Annotated in this window: 18 protein-coding genes and 1 tRNA gene; 4 read left to right on the top strand and 15 right to left on the bottom strand. The window is 57.8% G+C overall.

Going from position 1 to position 14,290, the window contains the following annotated elements:
• The first annotated feature begins 186 nt into the window (after positions 1-186).
• Genes C0Z18_RS09730 through C0Z18_RS09720 form a run of 3 tightly spaced genes read left to right on the top strand, consistent with a single transcriptional unit; the run spans position 187 to position 2,216 of the window.
• The gene (locus C0Z18_RS09730; protein WP_102645192.1) at positions 187-966 is read left to right on the top strand and encodes a rolling circle replication-associated protein; all 780 of its coding nucleotides are present in this window, start codon (positions 187-189) and stop codon (positions 964-966) included.
• Between the two features lie 11 nt (positions 967-977).
• Complete coding sequence (locus C0Z18_RS09725; protein WP_199189421.1) at positions 978-1,193, top strand: DUF4224 domain-containing protein; 216 nt, start codon at positions 978-980, stop codon at positions 1,191-1,193.
• 3 nt (positions 1,194-1,196) lie between these two features.
• Positions 1,197-2,216, top strand: coding sequence for a tyrosine-type recombinase/integrase (locus C0Z18_RS09720; RefSeq protein WP_102645191.1), 1,020 nt, complete (start codon positions 1,197-1,199; stop codon positions 2,214-2,216).
• An 18-nt stretch (positions 2,217-2,234) separates the two neighbouring features.
• Here C0Z18_RS09720 and C0Z18_RS09715 read toward each other — a convergent pair whose 3' ends face one another.
• The 10 genes from C0Z18_RS09715 to C0Z18_RS09670 form a co-directional block, all read right to left on the bottom strand.
• Positions 2,235-3,377 (bottom strand): hypothetical protein, encoded by a 1,143-nt coding sequence (locus C0Z18_RS09715; RefSeq protein WP_102645190.1) that lies wholly within the window; start codon positions 3,375-3,377, stop codon positions 2,235-2,237.
• Positions 3,378-3,406: 29 nt separating this feature from the next.
• Positions 3,407-4,102: a hypothetical protein gene (locus tag C0Z18_RS09710; protein WP_102645189.1), complete on the bottom strand. Its 696-nt coding sequence runs from the start codon at positions 4,100-4,102 to the stop codon at positions 3,407-3,409.
• Positions 4,095-4,976: a hypothetical protein gene (locus tag C0Z18_RS09705; RefSeq protein ID WP_102645188.1), complete on the bottom strand. Its 882-nt coding sequence runs from the start codon at positions 4,974-4,976 to the stop codon at positions 4,095-4,097. Before C0Z18_RS09705 ends, C0Z18_RS09710 begins: the two co-directional genes overlap by 8 nt.
• Before the next feature lie 181 nt (positions 4,977-5,157).
• Positions 5,158-5,233, bottom strand: a tRNA-Thr gene (locus C0Z18_RS09700).
• A gap of 19 nt (positions 5,234-5,252) precedes the next feature.
• Entirely contained in the window at positions 5,253-5,759 is a 507-nt protein-coding gene (locus C0Z18_RS09695) for a ClpXP protease specificity-enhancing factor (RefSeq protein ID WP_102645187.1), read from the bottom strand.
• Between the two features lie 84 nt (positions 5,760-5,843).
• Positions 5,844-6,455, bottom strand: a complete 612-nt coding sequence (locus C0Z18_RS09690) for a glutathione S-transferase N-terminal domain-containing protein (RefSeq protein WP_006052302.1) — start codon at positions 6,453-6,455, stop codon at positions 5,844-5,846.
• 101 nt (positions 6,456-6,556) lie between these two features.
• A complete protein-coding gene (locus tag C0Z18_RS09685) occupies positions 6,557-7,324 on the bottom strand; it encodes a cytochrome c1 (protein ID WP_102645186.1) in 768 nt (255 codons plus the stop codon).
• A gap of 22 nt (positions 7,325-7,346) precedes the next feature.
• The gene (locus C0Z18_RS09680; RefSeq protein ID WP_102645185.1) at positions 7,347-8,729 is read right to left on the bottom strand and encodes a cytochrome b; all 1,383 of its coding nucleotides are present in this window, start codon (positions 8,727-8,729) and stop codon (positions 7,347-7,349) included.
• Complete coding sequence (gene petA / locus C0Z18_RS09675; RefSeq protein WP_102645184.1) at positions 8,729-9,349, bottom strand: ubiquinol-cytochrome c reductase iron-sulfur subunit; 621 nt, start codon at positions 9,347-9,349, stop codon at positions 8,729-8,731. The genes C0Z18_RS09680 and petA overlap by 1 nt, the downstream gene beginning before the upstream one ends.
• Before the next feature lie 284 nt (positions 9,350-9,633).
• Positions 9,634-10,380, bottom strand: coding sequence for a Nif3-like dinuclear metal center hexameric protein (locus C0Z18_RS09670; RefSeq protein WP_102645183.1), 747 nt, complete (start codon positions 10,378-10,380; stop codon positions 9,634-9,636).
• Between the two features lie 19 nt (positions 10,381-10,399).
• On the opposite strand from C0Z18_RS09670, the gene C0Z18_RS09665 reads away from it, so the two are divergent.
• A complete protein-coding gene (locus C0Z18_RS09665; protein ID WP_102645182.1) occupies positions 10,400-11,629 on the top strand; it encodes a Do family serine endopeptidase in 1,230 nt (409 codons plus the stop codon).
• Between the two features lie 57 nt (positions 11,630-11,686).
• Here the strand turns inward: C0Z18_RS09665 and tatC are convergent, their stop codons facing one another.
• The 5 genes from tatC to C0Z18_RS09640 form a co-directional block, all read right to left on the bottom strand.
• Entirely contained in the window at positions 11,687-12,466 is a 780-nt protein-coding gene (gene tatC, locus C0Z18_RS09660; protein WP_102645181.1) for a twin-arginine translocase subunit TatC, read from the bottom strand.
• Positions 12,467-12,565: 99 nt separating this feature from the next.
• Entirely contained in the window at positions 12,566-13,111 is a 546-nt protein-coding gene (gene tatB, locus C0Z18_RS09655; RefSeq protein ID WP_102645180.1) for a Sec-independent protein translocase protein TatB, read from the bottom strand.
• 20 nt (positions 13,112-13,131) lie between these two features.
• Positions 13,132-13,380, bottom strand: a complete 249-nt coding sequence (gene tatA / locus C0Z18_RS09650) for a Sec-independent protein translocase subunit TatA (protein ID WP_102645179.1) — start codon at positions 13,378-13,380, stop codon at positions 13,132-13,134.
• A 116-nt stretch (positions 13,381-13,496) separates the two neighbouring features.
• Positions 13,497-13,859 carry a histidine triad nucleotide-binding protein gene (locus C0Z18_RS09645; protein WP_102645178.1) on the bottom strand — a complete coding sequence of 121 codons (363 nt, stop codon included), beginning with the start codon at positions 13,857-13,859 and terminating at the stop codon, positions 13,497-13,499.
• A 36-nt stretch (positions 13,860-13,895) separates the two neighbouring features.
• A complete protein-coding gene (locus tag C0Z18_RS09640; protein ID WP_102645177.1) occupies positions 13,896-14,273 on the bottom strand; it encodes a DUF4870 family protein in 378 nt (125 codons plus the stop codon).
• Positions 14,274-14,290: the final 17 nt, after the last annotated feature.

Below are 14,290 nucleotides of genomic sequence, written 5' to 3'. Positions count from 1 at the left end.
GCCCGCAGCGTTAGCGAGGACAGCCGGGCGCGCGCAGCGCGCCTAGATTTATATCAGGGACACTTAACGGAAGAGGAGCGGAACACAGCACCACAGGCGTACGGCATAACCGCCGAGGAAAAGAAAAAGCCCCGACCGTTGCAGCGGTTCGAGGCTTTGCACAACAGCATTACAAGGACAGTTGCAATGCACGACGACAGTATAGGCGATTTCGCGAGCTTCCGAAGAGAGTGGGTCATCCGTGGACGGAACTTCGGCGACGGTCAGGTTGAGGTCACGGCCACTCGGTTCGATCGGTACATGGGCGCTCTGGCTCTCAGCGCATTTCCACGTGCGAAGCGGGGTGAGTCAGAAAACACGGAGCAAAACCAGATGGATGCCGCGAAGCGGGCCAAGAAGCAGGTCCGTCTTCGATGCAAGGCGATCGGCGCAGATCGAATGATCACGCTTACTTATCGCGAGAACATGGTGGACAAAATGCGATTGAAGAAGGACTACGATGCACTTCGCCGACGGCTCGGCAAGTTGGGAAATTTTCACTACGTCGCGGTCGCAGAGCGGCAAAAGCGCGGTGCATGGCACCTTCATGTCGCAGTCAAGGGGCGCCAGAACTATCGTGTCCTGCGAGCAATCTGGCGCAGCATTGTCGGCCACGACAACGGCAACATCGACGTTCGGAATCCGTTCAAGGAAAAAGGGCTACGGCACAAGCTAGCGTCGTATCTGTGCAAGTACATGACGAAGGACTTTGCAGAGCACGCGATTAACGAGAAGCGGTACTGGACCAGTAGGGGGATCGTCGTGCCCGAGGAACAGCCAATCGACCATCTGTTGGAAAACAACCCTGTTGAGGCGATCAAGCGCGTGTTCGATGCGGCACTCAAGGTCGGTTCCTCGCTGGATCGTTGCCAAACATACTGGAATGAGGCGTTGGGGTGCTTTTGGTTATCAACTCGGGAGGCCTGAACGTGGTGGACATGTTTCTGTCTCCGGTCGAGCTGGCGGTGCTTACCGGTCGAAAGGTCAAGTCTAAGCAAGTCGAGGCGCTTCGAAGAATGGGGGTGCCGTTCTTTGTCAACGCCTGCGGTCGCGCCGTCGTTACTCGTGCTGTCGTCGAGGGTCGTGCGCAGCTCGAGCGTGGCACGCCAACTGGTGCGCGTTCGCATTGGAATCCCGCAGTCCTGGGAGGGTGAGAGATGGGACGCAAGCCGACGAAGAATCTGCATTTGCCGCCGAGAATGCGGATCAAGAAGACTTTGCGCGGGAAGACGTACTACTACTACGACATGGGCGGCAAGCCGCGTCGATGGAAAGCGCTTGGCGGCGATTTTGTGGAGGCATTGCGTCTATACGTTGACTTGGAGCAGTGCAGCGGCACGGCGGGTGCCCTCGTAACGTTTCGCCACGTAGCGCAACGCTACCTGGCAGAAGTGTTGCCGAGCAAGGCCGCTGAAACACGACGGACCAATGTCTTGCAGCTAGAGAAGCTGTACTCCTTCTTCGACTCTCCACCCGCGCCTTTGGATGCGATCAAACCTATCCATATTCGAAAGTATCTGGACTGGCGGAAAGCATCGCCAGTTGCGGCCAACCGTGAAATTGCCTTGTTTTCTCACATCTTCAATAAGGCTAGAGAGTGGGGCGCAACCGACCGGCCCAACCCGTGCGTCGGTGTGCGTAAGCATCGAGAATCAGGCCGCGACGTGTACGTGGGCGATGACGCATACAAAGCAGTTTGGGAAAAGGCCGATACACCGTTACGAGAGGCGATGGATCTTGCGTACCTAACCGGACAACGGCCGGCAGACGTGTTGAAGATGGACGAGCGCGACGTTCGAGACGGTGTTGTTTCGGTTAAGCAAAACAAGACGGGGACGCGGCTTCGGATCGAGGTCGTTGGAGAGCTTGCACAGCTCCTCGATCGGTTGGTACGGAGGAAAGCGACGCATAACCCGCGCTCGACGCGTCTGATTGTTGACGAGCACGGAAGGCCGCTGGGACGTGCAGCGTTACGGTTCCGGTTCGACCGGGCTCGTGAAGAGGCAGGTATTGCGAAAGACGACTTTCAGTTTCGCGATTTGCGGGCAAAAGCAGGTACCGACAAGGAGAGCGTCAGTGACCTAAGGGGGGCACAGTCGCTGCTCGGACATGGAAGCGTCTCGATGACCGAGCACTATGTTCGGAAGCGCGGGAAAACGGCAACTCCTACACGATAGGCGTTTCGCCTCAACGACTCAAAACGGAATATCGTCCACCTCAAAACGGAAAGGACCATCATATCGATATAATTTAAGCAGCACCTCTTTCACTTGTTTTTTAGCGCGATCACTCTTATTGAGAATGTCGACAGCCGCGTCGGGCGCATCAACCCCGACGATTGCGCAATCATCACTCTCATTAAAGCTCAAAGTAATCTTTTCAACATCGATTTCATGCCCCATTCCAATTCTCACCTCCCAACGAAGCTCCCACCCAGCAGCATTTATGAAATCCTTCAAGAACACCTTTCGCCGATAATAATCTTTGAGCACTCCATCATAGAAACTACTGCAAGTCTCCGACAGCATTTTCGTATTCGCCGCATGGAGCCGTCCATAATCCTCTAGCAGAGCAGGAAAAGCGCCAACCCGAGAAAATATTATTCTCGAAAAAATTTCACGCTTTTTTATTATGTAACGAGCAATATAATGCTCATATTCTACAGATGAGGCCTTTATACCTTGATCTGAGAAATTCAACTTAACCAGATCAGTATCGATAACCGAGACAAGATTGAATTGATAAACACAGGGCGTAGTTTTTCGAACACCAAGCGAATCTATTTCATACGCCTGAGCCTTCATCAAAGACGTAATTGACGAAAAAATTTGCTTATCGTTATCTGGAGCCCCGGACGACTTTCTCATTTCTTGGAAAGCAAAGATATCTGACGTTGGCTCAGATAAAACTTCTTTTACCCCCAGGCCTCTGACGCGATCATGGTAGACTTTCTCCCACTTAGCAATAGGCTGCATCATGTATTTCAATGCCCTGTCGTTGGTCCAGGCATGCACCGGCGTGAGATTATTGTTCGGCGAGGCACGATCCAGATTACGCGAAAGGACAGCCCACGCATTCATATCGTTTTTCTTGCAGCTAACCACCAATACCGTATAAACGTCGAAGTTCGAAGTGTGAGTAACCTTATAAGCCACAATATCGATCTCGCGGACGTTCTCTTCTAAGTCGTCGATATAGAACTTATTGCTGATATAGGACCAACCAGCCTCTCTCAGCATACGGGCAGTCTCATATTCCAGCGGAAAGCCCGTCTTCAGAATCTCCGCTTCATATTTCGCACAATCGTTGGCTTCGACTGCATTATGCTTAGATTTCATAGTATTGCCGTGGACATTTCGTCACCCGATTAATCCGCATCGATAAAAAACGCAACCTGCCCGGTTGTTGCCGTCAAATAAACTTGCAACGGCACTATTTTTGCGAGTGCATATCGCACAGAGTCACGATGGCTAACGAAACAAAGAATTGCGCCGATTGCACCGACAATACATTCGATCCACGATATATTTAAAATTGCAATCTTAAAATGGCACAACGCCACCAAATATGCGGACGTATAGACAAGGACAGCCGGTATAGAAAAAAGCACTTCACACAAGAGACGCTTTGCGTAATACCTTTTCATCCTTTTTTCGAGCTCCGCTGCAATTGATTCGCGCAACGGCGCCCGCTCATCTTTATCTAGGTCTGTTATCGCGCTGGTGGCAGCACCTATCCAGTGCTCAAGTTTGCCCGATATCCTGCTAGATTTGAATGAATGACGGAGAGCCGCCTTTATAACGCGGGCATTGAGCAGAGCGAGAAAGAAGCACGCGCCGATGTTCAAAATATCAACAGTCCAGAACATGCCACTATCTGGACCAAACATGTTCCTTATGCCAAGATTGGTAAGCGCATCGAATGCCGATCGAGCATGTTGTTCGCTCATCCGTTTCACGACAACAGCAGTCACAAATACGAATCCCACCTGACTCATCGGGATGATGTTCAGGACCAGTTCTAGGCATTGCTCCTTCACCTTATCGAGAGTATTCTCAGCCATCACCAACGATCTTCACGAACTGAATATCGCCCGCCATCGGATCAAAGGAGTCGTATTCGATAATGGGGCACGCAACGATAGTCATCTCATCACGATCCATGTAGGGAACAAGATCGGAGTAATCATCTTCACTCTGAATAAATATATTCAAATCCCGATCGTTTTCCGCATTTATGAACTTCCCCCGAAAATTTGCCCTCTGATTATGCCCTCTATCGAGCGCGCGAAGCTTGCCACGATAAATGACTGGATTCCCCAATTGTCGTTGACCGATCACCTTCTTGAATGCCACGGCTTCACGCTTGGTGAAAACAAACGTCTCCGTTCGTTCATGGTAGCTAGGCTTCAACGCCAACTTCAGAATCGCCTCACCGTCCTTTCTCACAGGACTCAGCATTTGATCGATATTTTTGTTGATCGACTTGTCGCCATACGCACGTGTTGCTAGTTGGTCAGGCGTCTCAAGAAATTCTTGAAACGGCTGCGGAATCAAAATTTCATTTTCGATCTGATTTTTTCGAGCTTCTATTTGCCGGTTGATTGCAAAGATCTCTTGCTCGCCTCCCTCAACCGCTTGCCGGTAGGGGTCTGAGATGGCTTCTCTGAGTCGCTTAACAATTGCCGCCCCCTGTGCCGAGAGGAATTCGATGACGTAGCTACCTTCCTCGGGGTCGCCGACGAGGAAGTCGGCAGCGTCATAAAAGGCAATTGGCAGGCGGGCGTGCTTCCAGACGTTCCCGTACCTCACATCGAGGTAGGCTCGATCAACGGCGGCCTGTATCGAAACCATAGACCGGCCGAGAACACGGAGCGAGACTTGGTGGCGCTCGCGCACGAGCGAGCCGTCAAGCGTAAGTTGGATCGTGGCAGACATTGCGTTGTAGGTATTGTTGGAGCGATTGAACCGTCCCCGGTCGCCATGCCTACCCCCGTCCGACCGGAGCGAAACGGCTTTCGGAAAATTCCGAAGTGCCGCCGTGCTGGCAATTGTAGAACAAACGAGTATTTGTAGAACAAAAAAAAGCGGACCCCATCTCTGGGATCCGCTTCGGTATTGGTGCCGGCTGCAGGACTCGAACCCGCCACCTGATGATTACAAATCAACTGCTCTACCAGATGAGCTAAGCCGGCGTGAGTCGGCGATTCTACTTCATTTCACGACTTTGAGGTGGCCTTTACCGCCGCCGCCTTTGCCGCCGTCGTCATCGGTGCGCGGACGCCCGCCCTCGCCCGTCGGCTCGGGCGCACGCGAGCCGCTGTCGCGCGAAAGCGGATCGGCTTGCGCCTCGTCCGTCTCCAGCACTTCGCTGCTCGCCACCGGCCCGCTTTGCGCTGCACCCGTCGCGGGCTCGACCGGAAACGCCATGCCCTGCCCGTTCTCGCGCGCATAGATCGCCAGCACATTCGCTACCTGCACTTCGATCTTATGCACCTTGCCCGAGAACCGCGCACTGAACTCGATCCACTCGTTGCCCATCTGCAGTTGGCTCGTCGCCTCGAAGCTGATGTTCAGCACGATCTCGTCGTTGTGCACGAACTGACGCGGCACACGTGTCTGGTTGTCCACGCGCACCGCGATGTGCGGCGTATAACCGTTGTCCGTGCACCACTCGTACAACGCACGCAGCAGATAAGGCTTAGTCGAAATTTCTTGCATCAACTGTCCTCATACGAGGCCCGGCGCGCCGCCCGCGTACCCTAACGAAACGATACGAACGCGAGCGGCCCAACCGGACTCGATTTAGCGGCGCATGACCTTTTCCGAGGGCGTCAGCGCCTCGATATACGCCGGCCGGCTGAAGATACGCTCGGCGTACTTCATCAGCGGCGCGGCATTCTTCGACAACTCGATGCCATAGTGATCGAGACGCCACAAGAGCGGCGCGATCGCCACGTCGAGCATCGAGAACTCTTCGCCGAGCATGTACTTGTTCTTCAAGAAGATCGGCGCCAATTGCGTCAAGCGATCGCGAATCGCCAAACGCGCCTTCTCGTGATTCTTCTCCGCGGCCTTGCCCTTCTCGTTCTCGAGCGTGCCGACGTGAACGAACAGTTCCTTCTCGAAGTTCAGCAGGAACAAACGCGCACGCGCACGCTGAACCGGGTCGGCCGGCATCAGTTGCGGATGCGGGAAGCGTTCGTCGATGTACTCGTTGATGATGTTCGATTCGTACAAGATCAGATCGCGCTCGACCAAAATCGGCACCTGACCGTACGGATTCATCACGGCGATGTCTTCCGGCTTGTTGAACAGGTCGACGTCGCGGATCTCGAAGTCCATGCCCTTTTCGAACAACACCAGCCGGCAACGCTGGGAAAACGGGCAAGTTGTGCCGGAATACAAAACCATCATGTCTAAAGTTTCCTCAAAAAGCTGAAGGGCCAGCGCGCCGGAGCGCCCGCTCGTTAAGCGGGCGCTCCCTTGCGCCGGCCCCACACCGTGTCACGGCGTGTTTATTGGACGTCTTTCCAGTAAGCCGCGTTGAGCCGCCAGGCGAAAAACGTCAGGACGCCCAGGAAGATCAGCACGAACACGCCAAGCTGGCGGCGCGTCTGCTGGGTCGGCTCGGACATCCAAGTTAGGTACGCGACCAGATCCGCCACGGCAGAATCATAATCTACCCGGGACATCGTCCCCGGTTTTACGGTTTCGAAGCGCTGAAACTCATGCGTCGTCTGCCCCGTCTCCGGGTCCTTCACGTCGTCGAACTTGGCCGTACGCACACCCTGCAATTGCCACAGCACATTCGGCATCCCGACGTTAGGAAACACCATGTTGTTCCAGCCCGTCGGCCGCGTATCGTCGCGATAAAAGCTGCGCAAATACGTATACAGCCAGTCGCTCCCGCGCGCCCTCGCCTCCACCGACAAATCCGGCGGCGTCACGCCGAACCAAGTCTTCGCGTCGTCCGGGCGCATCGCCACCGACATCGTATTACCTACTTTGTCGGTGGTGAACAGCAGGTTCTGCTCGATTTCCTTCTGGGAGATGCCGATCTGCTCCAGCGCGCTGTACCGCACGAGATTCGCGCTATGGCAGTTCAAGCAATAGTTTACAAACAATTGGGCGCCATGCTGCAACGACGCGATGTCATGCATGTTATTAGGCGCACGATCGAGCGCGAAACCCTCTTCCGCCTGGGCCGGCCCCATCGCCACCGCCAACGTCAGCGCCACGCTCGCACCGCCGATCCGCGCAAGCTTCCTCAGCCATGTTTTCATATCGTGTTGTCCTCGCTCGCGGTTAATGGGGCTTGTACCGGACACGCTCGGGCGGCTCTTTGAACGTCCCCAGTCGAGTCCAGAACGGCATGCCCAGGAAAAACGCGAAGTAGATCACCGCGCAAATCTGAGCAATCAGCGTCGCCGCCGGCGAAGGCGGCTTTGTCCCCAAAAACGCCAGCGTCAAGAATGCCAGCACGAAGATCCCATACAGCACCTTGTGGAAGAAAGGCCTGTAGCGGATCGATTTCACCGGGCTGCGGTCGAGCCACGGCAAGAAAAACAGCGATATCACCGCCGAGCCCATCACGACGACGCCCCAGAACTTCGCTTCGGTGACCGCCATGAACGCAATCAGCAACACGGACAAGACGGGCAAACCGATTCGCCACTTGCCACGGGCGCGGGCCAGCGCCAGCAACCCCAGCAAACCGACCGCGATCATCAGCACGATCTTGAACGGGTCGGTGGTGGCGCGCAGCATCGCGTAGAACGCCGTGAAGTACCACACGGGCGCGATTTCGGGCGGTGTCTGCAGCGGGTTGGCCGGGATGAAGTTGTTCTGTTCGAGGAAGTACCCGCCCATTTCAGGCGCGAAGAACAGGATCGCGGCGAACACCATCAAGAACACGCACACGCCCATGAAATCGTGCACCGAGTAGTACGGATGGAACGGAATGCCGTCGAGCGGCTTGCCGTTCGGGTCCTTCTTGGCCTTGATTTCGATACCGTCGGGATTGTTCGATCCCACTTCGTGCAGCGCGATCAAATGCACGAAGACGAGGCCGACCAGCACGAGCGGGATGGCGATCACGTGGAACGCGAAGAATCGATTGAGCGTGATGTCCGAGACCACGTAGTCGCCGCGAATCCACAGCGACAGATCCGGGCCGACGAACGGAATCGCCGAGAACAGATTCACGATCACCTGGGCGCCCCAGTACGACATCTGCCCCCACGGCAACAGGTAGCCGAAGAACGCTTCGGCCATCAAGCACAGGAAAATCGCGCACCCGAAAATCCAAACGAGTTCGCGCGGCTTGCGATACGAGCCGTACATGAGGCCGCGGAACATATGCAGATAGACGACGACGAAAAACATCGACGCGCCCGTGGAATGCATGTACCGAATGAGCCAGCCCCACGGCACCTCGCGCATGATGTATTCGACCGATGCGAACGCGAGTTGCGAGTCGGGCTTGTAGTTCATCGTCAGGAAGATGCCCGTGACGATTTGGTTCACGAGCACGAGCAGCGCCAGCGAACCGAAGAAGTACCAAAAGTTGAAGTTCTTCGGAGCGTAGTACTCCGACAGATGCGCCTTCCACGTCGACGTCATCGGGAAGCGCCGGTCGATCCAGCCGGCTAGCCCCGTCGTTTCCACCTGCTTTTCCGTTGTCGCCATTACGCCTCTCCTTCTTCGTCTTTGCCGATCACGATCGTCGTCGGCGACGTGAACATGTAGCGGGGAACGTCGAGGTTCTGCGGCGCGGGCTTGTCCTTGAAGACGCGGCCGTCGAGATCGTAGGTGGAACCGTGGCAGGGGCACAGGAAGCCGCCGGGCCAGTTGTCGGGAAGGTTGGCTTGAGGGCCCGGGGTGAAACGCGGCGTCGGGGTGCAGCCCAAGTGCGTACAGACCGCTACGACGACGAGAATGTTCTGATGATCCTCGCGCGAGCGAAACTCGTTCTGGCAGTACTTCGGCATCGGCATCGAGAACGGATTCTTCGAGTTCGGATCGACGACGTCGGGGTCTGCCTTCTTCACGTCGGCCATCATGTCCGGCGTGCGGTTCAAAATCCAAACGGGTTTGCCGCGCCAGGCCACCGTCATCAACTGACCAGGCTGCAAACCGCTGATATCCACTTGGACCGGCGCGCCGGCCGCTTTAGCTTTCGCCGATGGCTCTAAGGAGTCCACGAAAGGTACTACCGCGGCAACTCCTCCTACGCCGCCCATTACGGTCGTCGCAATCAGCCAGGTACGGCGGCTGCCGTCGACGCGTTCCTCTTCTTTATCTCGCATCACACGCCCCACTTCTAAGTTGGATTTTTCCGTCACCGCTTTTTGCCACCGGCGCTAGTTTGCGCGAATGGAGTCGGCATTTACAAGAGCCGTCCGACAAAAACTGTGCGAAGCGTTGATTCTTAAGGGTTTCCCCGCATCGGAAAGCCGAATTTCCGCGTCGTTTCCCCGGTAAGCATTTCATTTATCGGCATGCTTATTGCGCAACCCATGATCCACGTCATTCAAAATGCAAAAACGGGCCGCGCAATTGCCGCGCCTTTTCCGCCAATTGCGGCACTGCGTCACACCGGATTATCGATATCGATAAATAGATGCTCAATGTCGAAGCGCTCGGACAGGTGGTTGCCCAGCGCCTGGACACCATATCGCTCGGTCGCATGATGCCCTGCAGCAAGATAGGCCACGCCGCTTTCGGCCGCGATATGCGTCGTCTGTTCGGAGATCTCGCCGGTCAGGTAGACGTCCGCGCCCGCGTCGATCGCGGCCTCGAACCAGCCCTGCGCGCCGCCCGTGCACCAAGCGATACGGCGCAACTCGGCATCCGGATCGCCGAGCAAGAGCGGCGTGCGCCCCAGCGTGTGCTCCACCTGGGCGGCGAAGTGCGCGAGCGTGACCGGCATCGGCAGCGTCGTCATCCAGCCGAGCGAATCCGGCCCGAAACGCGCGTCGCCGATCAGTCCGAGACGCGCCCCGAGCTGCGCGTTGTTGCCCACTTCGGGATGATCGTCGAGCGGCAGGTGATAGGCGAACAGGTTGATCTCGTGGTCGATCAGCTGTTTGATCCGCCGATACTTGCGGGCGGTGATCTGCGGCGCTTCGTTGCGCCAGAAATAGCCGTGGTGAACGAGCACGGCGTCGGCGCCCCAATCCGTTGCCGCCTGCAGAAACGCGAGCGACGCGGTGACGCCCGTCGCGATCTTTTCGATGCGCCGCCGGCCCTCCACTTGCAAGCCATTCGGGCTGTAGTCCTTGAACCGACCAATGTCGAGCATGTCGTTCAAGTACAATTCAAGTTCGATCCGATCCATAGAAACCTCGATTCTTCAAATGCTTAGACGCTTCTGGTTGCTTTTCGCCCAAGCGGTGACGGTTCTGCTCGCGGTCCTGTTCATCGTGGTGACGCTCAAGCCGCAATGGCTGCAGCATCAGGGGCAGTTCGGCAAACAGCTTGCCTCTCCGATCGTCGCGCTGCGCGAAGTCGCGCCGGGCGCTGGTTCGGGGCCGCCCCCCACTTCGTACGCCGACGCGGCGCAAAAAGCCATGCCGGCCGTCGTCAACGTGTTCTCCGGCAAGGCCGGCGCGACGCCGCCCAACCCGCACGCGAAAGATCCGCTCTTCCGGTATTTCTTCGGCAATCCTAAGAATCAGCAACAAGGACAGCAGCCCGAGGACGAAACCGCGACGAACCTCGGCTCGGGTGTGATCGTAAGCCCAGAGGGCTACATTCTAACGAACGAACACGTCGTGGACGGGGCGGACGAAATCGAGGTCGCGCTGGCCGACGGCCGCCGCACGAATGCGAAGGTCATCGGCGTCGATCCGGAAACGGATCTGGCGGTGCTTAAAATCAACATCAAGAGCCTGCCTTCGATCACGCTGGGGCGGATGGATCAAGTGCGCGTGGGCGATATCGTGCTCGCTATCGGCAACCCGTTCGGCGTCGGTCAAACGGTCACGATGGGCATCATCAGCGCGCTGGGACGCAACCACCTAGGCATCAATACGTTCGAAAACTTCATCCAGACCGACGCGCCGATCAACCCCGGCAATTCGGGCGGCGCGCTCGTCGACGTGAACGGCAATCTGCTCGGGATCAATACCGCGATCTATTCGCGCTCGGGCGGCTCGCTCGGCATCGGCTTCGCGATTCCGGTCTCGACGGCGCGCAGCGTCCTTGAAAGCATCATTACGACGGGCTCGGTCACGCGCGGCTGGATCGGCGTCGAGCCGCAAGACATCACCCCGGCGATCGCGCAGTCGTTCGGGCTCGAGCAGCGCGGTACGATCGTCGCGGGCGTATTGCAGGGCGGCCCGGCCGACAAGGCCGGCATCAAACCCGGCGACGTCCTGCTCGACGTGAACGGCGAAGACATCACGGATACGACGCGGCTTCTGAACGTCATCGCGCAGATCAAGCCCGGCACTCAGGCCAAGGTCACGCTGATGCGCAAGAAGAAGGAAATGGACGTCGTCGTGACGATCGGCAAGCGTCCGCCGCCGCCGAAGCAGCCCGACAACAATCAAGACGACGGCGGCGACGCGCCGCAGCAGGAATAAGCGGTGCCCCGGCGCGCCCGTGAGCGCGATGCGCCGCCGGGCGCCCGTAGCTAGGCTTTAACCGGCCGCGCCCTCTTCCTCGACCACGGGACCGTCCTTGCCCACGATCAGCCGCGCCGCGATGATTCCGGCTTCGTAAAGGATGATCAGCGGCAAGGCGAGAATGAGCTGCGAGAAGACGTCGGGCGGCGTGACGACGGCCGCTACGATGAACGCCCCGACGACGATGTACGGCCGAATGCTGCGCAGCTTCTTGAGCGTCACCACGCCCATGCGCACGAGCAAGACCACGATGATCGGCACCTCGAATGTCACGCCGAACGCGAGAAACATCGACAGCACGAAACTCAAGTAGTTATCGATGTCGGTCGACATTTGCACGTCGAGCGGCGCGTTGTAGTGCGCCATGACGCGGAAGATCGTCGGGAACACGACGAAATACGCGAACGCCATCCCACACAGAAAGAGGAAGTAGCTGCTGCCGACGAGCGGCGCGACGAGCTTCTTCTCGTGCTGATAGAGCCCCGGCGCGACGAACGCCCAAATTTGATAGAGCACGATCGGCAAGGCGATCACGAGCGCGACCAGCATCGTCACCTTCACGGGGACGAAAAACGAACCGGTCACGTCGGTGACGATCATGCGCCCGCCTTTCGGCAAGTTCTCCATCAATGGGCGCGCAAGCAGCTTGAAGATGTCGGTCGCCCAATAGACGAGCCCGAGAAAAACGACGATGACGGCGGCGCCCGCCTTGATGATACGGTCGCGCAACTCGACGAGATGCGAGATGAACGACTCTTCCGCGCCGTCGTCCTGCTTGTGTTGGGGGTCGCTCACACCGGCCCTCTTAAGGAGATCGACGCGCGTGGCGTCGAAAGATAGAGAGTGGGAAGCCGTCGATGAACAGCGCCGAACACAGCACTTTCATGGACGACGTCAAAGAAAACGCCGCTGCTTGCGCAGGCTGGCGGGCGTATGCCGTGCCACGCGGGCGGCGCCCGATTGCACGTGCGTGCGACGCCCCACGGAGCGCTTGTACCACACGGGCGCGGCCGAACGCTTGGTGCGCCAACTCACGCGTTTGACCATCGGGGGGGCCGTGGTGCGCCATGGCGAGCTCGACCCCGCCGATGCGCCGCTCCCGCCTGACGCCGCGTCTTCGGCCGCCGAGCCGGCGATGCTCGGCGAGACCGACGTACCGGCCCTAAACGCGTCGTTCAATTCGGCCTCATGCTTGCGCAAATTGTCGTGGATCGAATTCTCGACGTTGCGCGCGGCCGATTCGAAATCGGTCTTCATACGACGCAATTCGTCGAGTTCGATCTCTCGCGTGACTTCCGCCTTGACGTCGTTGATGTAACGCTGAGCGCGACCGAACAGCGCGCCCGCCGTACGGGCGACGCGCGGTAGGCGTTCTGGGCCGAGCACGACCAGCGCCACCACGCCGATCAGCGCCATCTTCGTGAGTCCGAGATCGAGCATGGAGGTGGCCTAGTCGTCCGTTAGCGGTAATCGTTCGAACGCGACTTTTCCTTGGCATCGACGTCGATCGTATTGGAGCGCGGCAACTCACGCCGCTCGGCGTCGTTCGAGCCGGGCGCGGCCGGCGCATCGGCGTCCTTCATGCCCTCTTTGAAGCCTTTGACCGCGCTGCCGAGGTCGCTGCCGATACTGCGCAGGCGTTTCGTGCCGAACACGAGTGCCACGATCAGAAGCACGATCAACCAGTGCCAAATGCTGAATGAACCCATGAGAATCTCCAGAGCCTCGCCGAAGCGCTATGCAACGGCAAAAATACCGGCCTTGCGACCGTAATTGGAGCACGAACGCTCCCTGTCGATCGATGCGGCAGCGGGGCGCAGCGCGCTTATCCCATCCGCTTCCACGGACGCGGACCGGCAAGGATATGCGCATGCAAGTGATAGACCTCTTGCCCGCCGCCCGGCCCCGTATTGATGACCGTGCGAAACCCCGTGTCGCCGCCGGTGTAGGCGCAACCGAGCTCATCGGCCAGCCGCGCCACCAGAACCATCATCTTACCAAGCAGCGGAGCATCGCTTTCGGTGCAATTGGACAGGGTTTCCACATGTTTTCGGGGAATGACGAGCACATGCGTGTCCGCCGCCGGATGGATGTCCTTGAACGCGACGAAGTCTTCGTCCTCGTGAACCTTCGTGCTCGGGATCTGGCCCGAGGCAATCTTGCAAAAAATGCAGTTGTCGTGACTCATGCTTTTCCTGTTGACGAAGCGAATGCGCGGCGTGCGTCAAAACCACGCACGCGGCTCGAGCGGCTTGTTCTCGTACAAGTACAGCCAGCCCTTCACGATACGGTACAGCATCCAAATCGAGATGGCCGCGAGCACCGGGATGCCGATGATGACGAATACGAGCACGCCACCGATCGCATAGCCGACGAGCGCGATCCAAAACGAGCGAATCAGCCAAGTGATATGCGCTTCATACGGCGTGCCCGCCGCGTCGTCCCGCTTCAAGTAGGCCAGGATGATCGCGACGATGATCGATATGCCGCCCGTGAACCAATGCAAGGCGAACAGCCCATACAGGATATGCGTGAGCGTGCGCAGATCCCGCCCCGCCTCGGGGCTGGGGTAAAGGACGGGGCTATCCGGTCGTTGGTTCATCCGCTCTCTCCTTGCGA

Origin of the sequence: Trinickia dabaoshanensis (assembly GCF_002879885.1) — a bacterium.
Classification (GTDB): Bacteria; Pseudomonadota; Gammaproteobacteria; order Burkholderiales; family Burkholderiaceae; genus Trinickia; species Trinickia dabaoshanensis.
Note: the sequence above shows the minus strand (reverse complement) of the source record. Positions and strands in the feature narration are given on the sequence as shown.